Consider the following 13,136-nt stretch of genomic DNA (forward strand, 5'->3'; position numbering starts at 1 on the left):
TCGGGAAACTAACTATTTATTGAAGAAAGGAAGTTCTAAACATGCAATTGACTGAACTTTCCATCCGAAGTCAGAATTTATTCATACGTGATTATATAGAAGAAAAAAAAGAGATGACTGCTTTTTTTGATTATGATATACATTCTGAGCACACATGGAAAAAAAGATACGACGATCTCATGGAAATGAGCTTCCCGCGCGAGGCTTTAGCGGATTATATGAGCGCATACCACGCAAAGTTTGAATCGACAGCGATGCGTCAGAACATTGAAAAGATCCGTGATGAACGGAGTGTCATGGTGGTTGGAGGACAGCAGGCAGGCCTACTGACAGGACCGCTTTATACCATACATAAAATCATATCCATTATTCAGTTCGCAAAAGAAAAAGAATCAGTGCTTGGCGTTCCTGTGATTCCAGTCTTTTGGGTAGCAGGTGAGGATCATGACGTAGATGAAATTAATTTTGTCTACACATCTGGCGAAAAAGGTCCAGTCAAGCAAAAGCTGCCATTACATAACGTCAAAAAAACTGCTGCCAAAAGAACACCTCTGCATCAAGAAAAAACAGAGAAATGGCTCCGCGATGTGTTTTCAACATATGAAGAATCTGCGTATACAAATGACTTGCTTGATCAGCTTCTTCGATGTTTACGCAAATCACAAACATTTACGGATTTCTTTGAATGGATTGTATGCGACCTTTTTGAAGAAGATGGACTGCTTCTATTTAATTCAGGAGACTTAGGCGTCAAACCACTTGAGCGTACGTTATTCAAGCATATTGTTGAGACAAATGATGCGGTCACAGCTCGTTTGAATGAAACGCAGGCTGCCATGAAACGAGCGGGATATCAGCCTATCATAGAAGCTGGTGACAATCAGGCGAACCTGTTTTACGAATATGATGAAGAGCGTTTCCTTATTGAAAAAGAAAACGGCCAGTTTTCTATATCAGAAGTGGGGCTTACGTGGACAAAAGAAGAGCTTTTGCAGGAAATTGAGGAGCACCCAGAACGGTTCAGCAACAATGTGGTGACGCGTCCCTTAATGCAGGAAACCCTTCTCCCAACACTTGCTTTTATGGCAGGCCACGGTGAAGTCAACTATTGGGGAGAACTGAAAGGAATTTTTGAGCATTTTGAATTAAAGATGGCACCCGTTCTTCCAAGACTGCACGTGACCATTCTTGAAAGGCACATCGATAAGAAGCTGCCGGTCAGAGAACTTTCTCTTGAAGAAGTGCTCACAAACGGAGTAAAAGAAAAGAAAGAGGCTCACTTTGAGCAAAGCCTTCCAGACAGCTTTGTTCAAGCCGTTGATCAGGCGAAACGTGAATTAGCGAGTGTTCATGGCGTACTGAGGCAAGAAGCACTGGAGGTTGAACCAAACTTCGAACAGCTGCTAGATAAAAATGCCAAATTTATCGAAGACCAGCTTCAATTTGTTTATCAAAAGGTGGCGCAGCGTGTGGAAGAGAAGGAAGGATATATCCTTCGAGATTTTGAACGGATTGAAAACAGCTTAAAACCATTAGATGCCCCGCAAGAAAGAATTTGGAATATCATGTACTTTTTAAACAAATATGGTCCAGAATTCTTCAAAACGTTCAAAAATCTGCCATTTTCATTTCAAAACAAGCAGCAAATTGTCAAACTTTGAAATAAAGTTTTAATGAACCCTGACTAGTTCAGGGTTTTTTTTTATGTAGAAACAGTGTAAAATAAGTTTTGTGGAGAGAAGTGGTGGATAGTGGAGAGTAAGGGTGAGAAAGTGGGGCTCTGATTATCATGTTCATGGGTGAATACCAACATACGATTGATACAAAAGGGCGCATGATCATCCCTGCTAAATTTAGAGACGGTCTCGGAGAACAGTTTGTGCTGACGAGAGGGCTTGATCAATGTTTATTTGGCTACCCTATGAGTGAGTGGAAACTAATCGAAGAGAAACTCAAAGCACTGCCGCTAACGAAAAAAGATGCACGTGCGTTTACCCGGTTCTTCTTCTCTGGCGCAGTTGAATGCGATCTGGACAAGCAGGGGCGTATTAACATCGCATCAAACCTACTCCAATATGCAAAACTCGAAAAAGAATGTGTGGTCATCGGCGTTTCAAATCGAATTGAGTTGTGGAGTAAGTCGATCTGGGAACAATATACAGAAGAGCAAGAAGATTCTTTTGCTGAAATTGCTGAAAACATGATTGGATTTGATATATAATAATCCCTTGTGCAGCAAGCTTTCTACACATTCATTTCTATTTGAAAAAGGTGGGACCATAACATCATGTTCCAACATGAGACAGTATTATTAAAAGAAACAGTTGACGGTTTAAACGTCAAAGAAGACGGTACATATGTAGACTGCACGCTAGGCGGAGCAGGTCATAGCTCATATTTACTATCTCAACTATCAGAAAAAGGTACATTGATTGGATTTGACCAAGACGATGCTGCACTGGATCATGCACGAGAGAAGCTCGCGGATTCTAAAGCGAACATTCTTTTCATAAAAAGCAACTTCCGATATTTAAAAGAACGTCTGAATGAACAAGGTATTACAAGCGTAGACGGTGTGATTTTTGACCTTGGGGTTTCATCTCCTCAGCTCGACACACCAGAGAGAGGCTTTAGTTATCACCATGATGCACCTCTTGACATGCGAATGGATCAAACAGCCGCATTGTCGGCAAAACAAGTGGTGAATGAATGGCCATTTGAAGATCTAGTTCGGATTTTCTACAAATATGGGGAAGAAAAATTCAGCAAGCAAATCGCACGCAAAATTGAAGAAGCTAGAAAAAAAGGACCAATTGAAACTACAGGTGAGCTTGTCGACATTATCAAAGAAGGAATTCCCGCACCTGCAAGACGAACTGGCGGACATCCAGCAAAAAGAGTGTTTCAAGCGATCCGAATTGCCGTAAATGATGAATTGAAAGTTTTTGAAGAAGCACTAGAACAAGCAATAGAGTTACTCAATCCGAAGGGGAGAATTTCTGTCATTACATTCCATTCACTTGAAGACCGGATTTGTAAAAGTACATTTAAAGAAATGTCTTCTCTTCCAGAACTTCCGCACGGACTACCAGTGATTCCAGAAGGACTTGAACCAAAGCTGAAGCTGATCACGAGAAAACCAATCGTTGCATCAGAACAAGAGCTGGAACATAACAACCGTGCCCGTTCAGCGAAGCTCCGAATTGCAGAAAAAAAGTAAAACGACACCATAGATGATGATAAAAAGGAGGTTTCTTATGAGTAATTTGGCTTACCAAAGAGAAGTAAAACAATATCAAACAGAGCAGCAAGGCCAATCGGTTGTTATTAAAAGAAGAGGTTCTATCACACTTGGTGAAAAAATCTTACTTGTCATGTTTGTCATGGCTCTTATGTGCAGCTCCATTCTCATCATTTCTAAAGCCTTTGCTGTCTATCACGCTAATATTGAAGTCCAGAAATTAGAACAGCAAGTATCTTTAGAATCGAAGAAGATCACTGAGCTTCAAAAAGAAAAAGACTTGCTGAGTGAACCGGAGAGAGTCATTGATACTGCGAAAAAAGCAGGCTTAAGCATTTCGAAAGATGTTAAGAAGGTCGATTAAGATGGCGATGCCTAAAAAGAATAAAATGATGAACAGAGGCGCGGCAATTGCGAGTATTTGCTTCGCCCTGTTTTTCTTTATCATCCTTGCACGTTTTATCTATATTCAGATTACAGGAACGGTCGATGGCCAAGTGTTAGCCGCAAAGGCAAATGAACAATATCAATCGAAGAAAACACTTGAAGCCAAAAGAGGGTCTATTTTAGACCGAAATGGAAATGTGATTGCAGAGGATACGTCTGTTTATAAGCTCATTGCGGTCATGAGCAAGAAAATGACAGTCGACCCAAAGCACCCGATGCATGTCGTCGACAAAGAAAAGACAGCAAAAGAGCTGTCAAAAGTCATTGATATGAGTGAAAGCGAAATTTTAAAGCGTCTGAATACTAAAGGTGCGTTCCAAGTGGAGTTTGGTAAAGCTGGGAAAGACATCAGTTTTTCAACAAAGGAAAAAATTGAAAAGCTAAAGCTTCCAGGGATCGCATTTGAAAAAGACACGAAGCGATATTATCCAAACGGCATGTTTGCGTCGAACCTGATCGGTTATGCAAGATTAGATGAGGCAACGAAGGACATGTCAGGCGCGATGGGACTTGAGAAGGCGCTGAACAAATTTTTAAAAGAAAAAGACGGCTATGTGACATATAACAGTGACAGAAGCGGATGGGCTCTTCCAAATAGTAAAGAAGACATTGTCGCTCCGAAGGATGGGAAAAATGTCACGCTGACTATCGATCAAAAAATCCAGGCGTTCCTTGAAGAAAGTATGACGCAGGTTGCCAAAAAATATAAACCGAAGAAAATCATTGCCACAGTCGTTGACCCAAAAACGGGAAAGGTGCTCGCGATGGGACAGCGGCCAAGCTTTAATTTAAATGAATTAGACATTACGAATTATAACAATGATGTCATTTCATATGCGTTTGAACCAGGTTCAACGATGAAAATCTTCACACTTGCTGCAGCAATCCAAGAAGGGGTCTACCAAGGCAATGATAAATATCAATCTGGTACTTATAAAGTAGGAGGAGGCCTTGTAAGAGACCACAACAATGGAAATGGCTGGGGAAAAATTGACTTTCATGAAGGTGTTCTCCGTTCGTCTAACGTAGCTTTTGCAAAGCTGGCAAAAGAAAAACTAGGCTTCACGCGCTACGAACAATATTTGCAGAAGTTCCATTTCTATGACAAAACAGGTATTGACTTGCCGAACGAAGCGTCTAGTAAAATCAATTACAGATACGAATATGACAAAGCATCGACGGCTTACGGTCAAGCGTCTGCCATTACACCGATTCAACAAATAGAAGCAGCGACAGCGATAGCAAACGGCGGAACGATGATGAAGCCATATGTCATTGATCATATTACAGACCCGAACACAAACAAAACAATTTTACAGCACGAACCAACAGTAGCTGGAAAGCCAATTTCCTCTGATACAGCAAAGCAAGTCCGTGACATTTTAGGTGAGGTGGTTTCCTCGAAGATTGGAACAGGCCAGCCTTACCAAATCAAAGGATTTGACGTTGCTGGGAAAACAGGAACAGGACAAATTGGCGGTGCCGGCGGTTATCTCAAAGGAAGAAACGATTACGTCTTTTCATTTATGGGAATGGCGCCAAAAGATGATCCGAAGCTGCTCGTTTATGTAGCTGTACAGCAGCCGCAGCTGTCTGACACAGAAACTGGCTCTGCCCCAGTTGCACAAATTTTTAACCCAGTGATGAAAAATAGTCTGCTATATTTAAATATTGCACCAACAAAAACAGACGATAAAAAATCAGGCGAACAAAAAGTGAAGCAAGAAACAATGCCTTCATTCTTAGATTTAGAAGTGAAGCAGGCGGAAACAGAAGCCAAAAACAAAAACTTAACGCCTGTTGTCATCGGCGACGGCCTCTCCATTAAACGACAGTGGCCAAGTGCAGGCTCTGAATTCTCTGAAAGCCAGAAAGTTTTCTTGAAAACAGCAGGAAAAACGATAAAAATGCCTGATATGACAGGCTGGTCGAGACGGGAAGTCCTTCAATATGCATCCATTTCCGGTGTGCATATCGAAACAAAGGGACAAGGATATGCTGTCAAACAAAGTGTGAAAAGAGGATCGGAGATTTCAGATGAAGTCGTCACTGTGACATTTAAAAGTCCGAATTAACTGCAAAACCTAGCAAACCACTTGCTAGGTTTTTTCTTTTGCCGAGCGGGATAGACGAGACGTTCTACATAAGGACGGGCCTGCATATGATGGAAACAAGCCATATGTATGTAAGGAGTGAACCAGGCGTGCGAGTATCAAGTGTAACAGTGAGAAAACGATTGCTTTTCGTGCTGCTGTTTGGGGTGATCATTTTTTTCATCATAGATACTAGATTAGGATATGTACAGTTTATTATGGGCGAGAAGCTCACAAGCTTAGCAAAAGATTCATGGAGCCGGAACCTCCCGTTCGAACCAGAAAGGGGAGATATTTTGGACCGAAATGGGGTAGAGCTTGCGACGAACAAAAGTGCCCCATCTATATTGGTCGTCCCGCGGCAAATTAAAGATCCGGCAGAAACAAGCAAAAAACTGGCGGCAGTACTGAATATGTCTGAAGAGAAAGCGTACAAGCACGTCACAAAGAAAACATCCATCGAACGAATTTCTCCAGAAGGGAGAAAAGTATCTCATGAAAAAGCAAAAGAAGTCAGAGAGCTTGATTTAGATGGTGTTTATGTTGCAGAAGACAGCATCAGACACTATCCGTTTGGCAGTTTTCTTTCTCATGTGCTGGGCTTCGCTGGAATTGATAATCAAGGGTTACTTGGACTGGAAGCCTATTATGATGATGACCTAAAAGGTGAAAAAGGCTCTGTGAAGTTCTATTCCGATGCAAAAGGGCAGAAAATGCCAGATGAAGCAGATGATTATACACCGCCTAAAGATGGTCTTGATATGAAGTTAACTGTCGATGCGAAGGTGCAAACCATTATAGAACGGGAATTAGACAATGCGCAGGCAAAATATAACCCAGATGGGATGATTGCAATTGCGATGAACCCGAAGAACGGTGAAGTGCTTGGGATGTCGAGCAGACCGGATTTTGATCCAGCGGATTATCAATCAGTTGACTCGAAAGTGTTTAACCGAAATCTACCGGTGTGGAGCACATATGAGCCAGGTTCGACGTTTAAAATTATTACGCTTGCAGCAGCACTAGAAGAGAAAAAAGTCAATTTAAAACGCGATCATTTTTTTGACAGCGGTTCTGTGACAGTTGATGGTGCAAGACTTAGGTGCTGGAAAAAAGGCGGCCACGGATCACAGTCATTTTTAGAAGTGGTTCAAAACTCCTGTAACCCCGGTTTTGTTGAACTAGGCGACCGTCTAGGAAAGGATAAATTATTTTCCTATATTAAAAATTTCGGGTTTGGCCAAAAAACAGGAATCGATCTTCAAGGGGAAGGACGAGGTATTTTGTTCCCGCTGGACCGGGTTGGTCCTGTAGAGCAGGCGACAACTGCCTTTGGTCAAGGTGTATCTGTTACGCCGATACAGCAAGTAGCTGCCGTAGCAGCTGCGGTAAATGGCGGAACACTTTACACGCCGTACATTGCAAAAGAATGGATAGATCCAATCACAAAAGAGGTAGTGAAAAAGCAATCACCGATTGCCAAAAAGAAAGTGATTTCAGCAGAAACATCCAAAGAAATCAGATATGCGCTTGAAAGTGTAGTCGCTCAAGGAACTGGCCGAAATGCATTTGTTGAAGGATATCGAGTTGGCGGAAAAACAGGGACAGCACAGAAAGTAAAAGACGGCAAGTACATGGAAAATAACCACATTGTGTCGTTTATCGGGTTTGCGCCTGCTGATGATCCAAGTATCGTTGTATATGTGGCTGTAGATAACCCGAAAGGCACTATTCAATTTGGCGGGACAGTTGCTGCACCAATTGTGGGTCATATTATGCGGGACAGCCTGCCTGAGATGGGTGTGAAAAAAAGAAAAGGACAAATTGAAAAGAAGTACCAGTGGCTGGACACAAAAACCATTGAAGTACCGAATCTTGTAGGGGGATCTGTTTCAGACCTTGAATCCTTACTGATTAACCTTAAGATCGATGCTTCTGGAACGGGCAGTAAAGTGGTGAAGCAATCACCTGCTGCCGGGACAAAGGTCAAGGAAGGCTCCACCATCAGATTATACTTAAACGATGAATAATAAAGAATGAACAGAGGGTAGCCGCACTCATTCGGCTGCCTCTTTTTGTTGAAAGAGAAGGTCTGTTTGAAAAAAAGAGCCTAAAGTGTGTTTTTTCCAAGAGAAACTTAAGGAATACGCTGGATGTATCCTTTTTTTTACGATAAAATATAGACTGTGTGTTTTTTTCACAAGACATGCACGTGAACGAATTTGAGAGGTTTGATATGAAATGAAATTACAAGAACTCCTTACATACTTTAAAAGTGAAAATGACGAATTAATAAACGAAAATCCTGATATCACTTCCATTGAAATGGATTCAAGAGAGGTGAAAAAAGGAAGCCTTTTTGTCTGTATAAAAGGCTATACAGTAGATGGACACGATTATGCTGAAAAAGCGGTGAAAAGCGGGGCTGCAGCGATTGTAGCAGAACACCCTCTTAACATATCAGATGTACCAGTCATTATTGTAAAACACTCTCAAAGAGCTCTTGCAAGAATAGCTGATGCGTTTTACGAGCAGCCAACTCATAAGCTGAATCTCATCGGGATCACAGGAACAAACGGAAAAACTTCGACAACACACATGATTGAACAAATGATGAGAAAAGCTGAAAAGAAAACAGGCTTAATCGGTACAATGTATATGAAGGTGAATGATGACATTCTCGATGTGAAAAACACTACACCTGAAAGTGTCACACTTCAGAAAACCTTTAAACAGATGCTTGACCAAGATGTAGACACAGCCATTATGGAAGTTTCATCACATGCACTGCATCTTGGCAGGGTACATGGATGTGATTATGATATTGCCGTTTTCACAAACCTTTCGCAGGACCATCTTGATTACCACAACACAATGGAAGAATATAAACATGCGAAAAGCTTGCTATTTTCACAGCTTGGCAGTGCCTTTCATCACGATAAGCCAAAGCATGCGATTTTAAATGCAGATGATGACGCTTCGAGTTATTATGAAAAAGTTACAGTTGCTGAAGTCATGACATATGGCTTAGAGCAAAAAGCAGATGTGATGGCAAAGAATATTCAAATCAAACCGAAGGGAACTCAATTTGATTTGATCACTCCAATTGGCACAAAAAATGTGACAGTTGCCCTCATCGGTAAGTTTAATGTGTACAACATCCTAGCAGCTGTATCAGTAGGGATCGTATCTGGCTTAACATTTGAAACGATTGTAAGTGCTATTGAAGAGCTGGAGGGAGTCAAAGGCCGATTTGAACTTGTGAACTGTGATCAAGATTTTCCTGTTATTGTCGATTACGCCCATACACCTGACAGCTTAGAAAATGTCCTGACAACGTGTAGAGAATTAACAGAGGGCAAAATTTTCTGTGTGATAGGCTGCGGCGGTGATCGTGATAAAACAAAGCGGCCTCAAATGGCCCAAATCGCTGTGAAGTATGCAGATGAACCTGTATTTACATCAGACAACCCAAGAAGCGAAGATCCTTCAGCTATTTTAAAGGATATGGAAAATGGGGTGCCAGACGCATATTATCATAGTTTTGTGAATCGCAAACAAGCCATCTTTTTTGCAATTGCCAATGCGAAAAAAGGTGATACAGTCTTAATAGCGGGTAAAGGTCATGAGACATATCAAATCGTTGGCGATCAAGTTTACGATTTTGATGATGCAAAGGTTGCTATGGACGCTATTTTAGATCTAAACAAATCTTAAAATGATGAAAAGAGTGTAATGAAATGAAGCATTTTGTACAAAAACAACATACGAAGAACGTGAATGAATACCTTAATAATGAATGTAATTTTCTGATGGAAAACGGCTTTGGAAATTCGGAAGGAGTAAAGAACGATGCTTGAACAGGTGATATTGTTTACAATCATAATGGGATTTTTAATCAGTGTTCTTTTATCCCCGATTTTTATTCCGTTTTTAAGAAGGCTTAAATTTGGTCAAAGTATTAGAGAAGAAGGACCACAGTCTCACCAAAAGAAATCAGGTACTCCGACAATGGGCGGAATTATGATTATCTTTTCTATTACAATTACAACGATTGTGATGATCAACAAATTTTCTGAGATTAGTCCAGAAATGTTTTTATTGTTATTTGTCACGCTTGGCTACGGTCTATTAGGATTTTTAGATGATTATATTAAAGTAGCGATGAAACGAAACTTAGGTTTAACATCGAAACAGAAATTAATCGGTCAAATTGTGATCGCAGTGATTTTTTATGCAGTCTTCCATTATTATCAGTTTGCAACGACGATTCGCATTCCAGGAACAGATGTCAGCTTTGATTTAGGATGGGCTTATTTTATCCTTGTCGTTTTCATGCTTGTCGGAGGTTCTAATGCCGTGAACTTAACGGATGGACTGGATGGTCTATTATCTGGAACTGCTGCAATTGCCTTCGGAGCCTTTGCTATACTGGCTTGGAATCAATCACAGTACGATGTAGCGATCTTTTCAGTAGCTGTTGCTGGAGCCGTTCTTGGGTTTCTTGTGTTTAACGCGCATCCTGCAAAAGTATTTATGGGTGATACAGGGTCGCTTGCTTTAGGCGGAGCGATTGTAGCGATTGCCATTTTAACAAAGCTTGAAATTTTGCTTGTCATTATTGGAGGAGTATTTGTTGTCGAAACGTTATCTGTTATTCTTCAAGTGATCTCCTTTAAAACAACTGGAAAAAGAATCTTTAAGATGAGTCCGCTTCACCACCACTATGAGTTAGTTGGCTGGTCTGAGTGGAGAGTAGTTGTCACCTTCTGGACAGCTGGTTTATTACTTGCTGTTTTAGGAATTTACATCGAGGTGTGGTTATAATTGAATAAGATGCAAATGTTAAAAAACGAAAATGTACTAGTATTAGGTCTTGCAAAAAGCGGATATGCGGCAGCTTCAATTCTTCATGAGCATGGAGTAAATGTCATAGTAAATGACCAAAAGCCGTTTGAAGAAAATGAACCTGCTCAGCTTCTTTCTGAAAAGGGGATAGATGTCATTTGCGGCAGCCATCCTCTTCGTATGTTCGATGATAAAGAAATTACGATTTTAATTAAAAATCCTGGAATTCCATATGAAAATGTGATGGTTCAAGAGGCGCTTCGCCGCCAAATTCCAGTTTGGACGGAAATAGAATTAGCTTATCATTTAACCTCAGCTCCTTTTATTGGGATTACTGGATCAAATGGAAAAACCACTACCACGACTTTGATTTATGAAATGTTGAAACAAGACCGTCAAAAAACTTTAGTGGCAGGTAATATTGGCACAGTTGCCAGCGAAGTCGCTGCAAAGGCAGCTGGCGATGAGTGGATCGTAACTGAACTCTCTTCTTTTCAGTTAATGGGCACAGTTGAATTCAGACCTAAAATCAGCTTAATATTAAATATTTTTGATGCACATTTAGACTATCACCACACTCGTGATGAATATGAAAAAGCAAAGCAGAAAGTTTACGCACATCAACTGGATGATGACATAGCAGTCATTAACCTCGATGATCCATCAGTCGTAAAACTGGCTGAAGCTTCAAAAGCAAAAAAAGTGTTTTTCTCCGTGAAAGAGCGAGTAGAACATGGTGCGTATATTAAAAATGGTGCGATCTACTACATGAATGAACATATCATCGATTTAAAGGATGTTGTTCTTCCTGGTGAGCATAACCAAGAAAATATTTTGGCAGCTATTTGTGTCGTGAAAAATGCAGGCTGTTCAAATGAAGCAATCGCACACGTTCTCACGACATTTAGTGGAGTGAAGCACCGTCTGCAGTTTGTAGATACAATTCAAAGCAGAAAATTCTATAACGATAGTAAAGCCACCAATATACTGGCAACAAGTAAAGCATTGTCAGCTTTTGAGCAGCCGACTATTTTATTAGCCGGCGGACTTGACCGCGGCAATGAATTTGATGAATTGAAACCTTTTATGAAAAATGTAAAAGGAATTATTACATTTGGTGAGACGGCACCTAAGTTTGTGAAGCTTGGTGAAGAACTGGGAATACATCACGTAAAACATGTCGATAATGTTGAACAAGCAGTACCTGCGGCGTTTAACATTTCTGAAGAAGAAGACGTGATTTTATTATCTCCGGCTTGTGCAAGCTGGGATCAGCATAAAACATTTGAAGAACGTGGAGACATGTTTGTAAACGCCGTGCATATGCTTAAATAAGGGCTTGTCTCTCGTATGACTGACAGCCCAAATGAAATTATGCTTGGGGTGTCGGTCTCTTGACGAATAAGAAAACTTCTCCGGACTTTTTGCTTGTTGTCATTACGTTACTTTTATTGACGATTGGTTTAATTATGGTGTACAGCGCTAGTGCTGTGTGGGCATCGTATAAATTTGATGATTCGTTTTATTTTGCAAAAAGACAGCTTTTGTTTGCCGGAATCGGAGTTATCGCGATGTTTTTCATTATGCGAGTCGATTATTGGACGTGGCGGACTTGGTCAAAGATATTGATTGCTGTTTGTTTTCTCCTTTTGCTGCTTGTACTTATTCCTGGTATCGGTATGGAGAGAAATGGATCAAGAAGCTGGATCGGTGTCGGTGCGTTTAGTATTCAGCCCTCTGAATTTATGAAGCTTGCGATGATTGCGTTTCTTGCAAAATTCTTATCTGAAAAACAAAAAAATATCACATCCTTTCGTAAAGGTTTTGCACCAGCATTAGGCATTGTGTTTTCTGCATTTGCCATCATCATGCTGCAGCCAGATTTGGGAACAGGGACGGTAATGGTTGGAACCTGTATTATTATGATATTTGTTTCAGGTGCGAGAATTGCTCACTTTATATTTCTCGGTCTTTTAGGGCTCAGCGGATTTGCTGCACTAGTCTTATCAGCGCCCTACCGCATAAAACGAATTACATCGTACTTAAATCCTTGGGAAGATCCACTAGGCAGTGGGTTTCAAATTATTCAATCCTTATACGCTGTTGGTCCAGGCGGTTTGTTCGGGATGGGTCTCGGTCAAAGTAGACAAAAATTCTTTTATTTACCTGAGCCTCAAACAGACTTCATCTTTGCAATATTGTCTGAAGAACTTGGCTTTATAGGAGGATCACTCATTTTGCTTCTCTTTAGTGTTCTATTATGGAGAGGCATACGAATAGCACTTGGAGCTCCAGACTTATATGGAAGTTTCCTAGCAGTTGGCATTATTTCAATGGTTGCCATTCAAGTGATGATTAATATCGCAGTTGTTACTGGACTTATCCCTGTGACAGGTATCACGCTCCCATTCCTAAGTTATGGCGGCTCATCACTGACATTAATGCTGATGGCCATTGGCGTACTCTTGAATGTAAGCAGGTACGCTAGATACTAATGCTGCTAGTTC

The 13,136-nt window shown here is 40.8% G+C and carries 10 protein-coding genes; all 10 read left to right on the plus strand.

Annotated elements, in window-relative coordinates:
• Nucleotides 1-41: 41 nt before the first annotated feature.
• On the plus strand, nt 42-1,661 hold the full coding sequence (gene bshC, locus MHB69_RS07135) for a bacillithiol biosynthesis cysteine-adding enzyme BshC (protein ID WP_061109805.1): 1,620 nt from the start codon (nt 42-44) through the stop codon (nt 1,659-1,661).
• A gap of 128 nt (nt 1,662-1,789) precedes the next feature.
• Nucleotides 1,790-2,221 (plus strand): division/cell wall cluster transcriptional repressor MraZ, encoded by a 432-nt coding sequence (gene mraZ / locus MHB69_RS07140; RefSeq protein WP_003211163.1) that lies wholly within the window; start codon nt 1,790-1,792, stop codon nt 2,219-2,221.
• A 66-nt stretch (nt 2,222-2,287) separates the two neighbouring features.
• Nucleotides 2,288-3,220 carry a 16S rRNA (cytosine(1402)-N(4))-methyltransferase RsmH gene (gene rsmH, locus MHB69_RS07145; RefSeq protein ID WP_034281682.1) on the plus strand — a complete coding sequence of 311 codons (933 nt, stop codon included), beginning with the start codon at nt 2,288-2,290 and terminating at the stop codon, nt 3,218-3,220.
• 37 nt (nt 3,221-3,257) lie between these two features.
• Nucleotides 3,258-3,605: a cell division protein FtsL gene (ftsL, locus tag MHB69_RS07150; RefSeq protein ID WP_024424265.1), complete on the plus strand. Its 348-nt coding sequence runs from the start codon at nt 3,258-3,260 to the stop codon at nt 3,603-3,605.
• Between the two features lie 7 nt (nt 3,606-3,612).
• A complete protein-coding gene (locus tag MHB69_RS07155) occupies nt 3,613-5,763 on the plus strand; it encodes a penicillin-binding protein (protein ID WP_034281955.1) in 2,151 nt (716 codons plus the stop codon).
• Nucleotides 5,764-5,891: 128 nt separating this feature from the next.
• Nucleotides 5,892-7,811, plus strand: a complete 1,920-nt coding sequence (locus tag MHB69_RS07160; RefSeq protein ID WP_024424263.1) for a stage V sporulation protein D — start codon at nt 5,892-5,894, stop codon at nt 7,809-7,811.
• A 211-nt stretch (nt 7,812-8,022) separates the two neighbouring features.
• Nucleotides 8,023-9,498, plus strand: a complete 1,476-nt coding sequence (locus tag MHB69_RS07165) for a UDP-N-acetylmuramoyl-L-alanyl-D-glutamate--2,6-diaminopimelate ligase (protein WP_342496112.1) — start codon at nt 8,023-8,025, stop codon at nt 9,496-9,498.
• 135 nt (nt 9,499-9,633) lie between these two features.
• Nucleotides 9,634-10,608 carry a phospho-N-acetylmuramoyl-pentapeptide-transferase gene (gene mraY, locus MHB69_RS07170; protein WP_003211854.1) on the plus strand — a complete coding sequence of 325 codons (975 nt, stop codon included), beginning with the start codon at nt 9,634-9,636 and terminating at the stop codon, nt 10,606-10,608.
• The gene (gene murD / locus MHB69_RS07175; protein WP_211042811.1) at nt 10,609-11,964 is read left to right on the plus strand and encodes a UDP-N-acetylmuramoyl-L-alanine--D-glutamate ligase; all 1,356 of its coding nucleotides are present in this window, start codon (nt 10,609-10,611) and stop codon (nt 11,962-11,964) included.
• 59 nt (nt 11,965-12,023) lie between these two features.
• Nucleotides 12,024-13,124, plus strand: a complete 1,101-nt coding sequence (gene spoVE / locus MHB69_RS07180; RefSeq protein WP_024424259.1) for a stage V sporulation protein E — start codon at nt 12,024-12,026, stop codon at nt 13,122-13,124.
• Nucleotides 13,125-13,136 lie beyond the last annotated feature (12 nt).

Source organism: Bacillus sp. FSL K6-0994, assembly GCF_038630815.1.
GTDB lineage: Bacteria > Bacillota > Bacilli > Bacillales > Bacillaceae > Bacillus > Bacillus safensis.

Bases quoted from the DNA above. Each gene is read 5' to 3' on its own strand.
- MHB69_RS07165 (WP_342496112.1), top strand. From the start codon at position 8,023: ATGAAATTACAAGAACTCCTTACATACTTTAAAAGTGAAAATGACGAA.
- rsmH (WP_034281682.1), top strand. From the start codon at position 2,288: ATGTTCCAACATGAGACAGTATTATTAAAAGAAACAGTTGACGGTTTA.
- ftsL (WP_024424265.1), top strand. From the start codon at position 3,258: ATGAGTAATTTGGCTTACCAAAGAGAAGTAAAACAATATCAAACAGAG.
- MHB69_RS07155 (WP_034281955.1), top strand. From the start codon at position 3,613: ATGCCTAAAAAGAATAAAATGATGAACAGAGGCGCGGCAATTGCGAGT.
- mraY (WP_003211854.1), top strand. From the start codon at position 9,634: ATGCTTGAACAGGTGATATTGTTTACAATCATAATGGGATTTTTAATC.
- bshC (WP_061109805.1), top strand. From the start codon at position 42: ATGCAATTGACTGAACTTTCCATCCGAAGTCAGAATTTATTCATACGT.
- mraZ (WP_003211163.1), top strand. From the start codon at position 1,790: ATGTTCATGGGTGAATACCAACATACGATTGATACAAAAGGGCGCATG.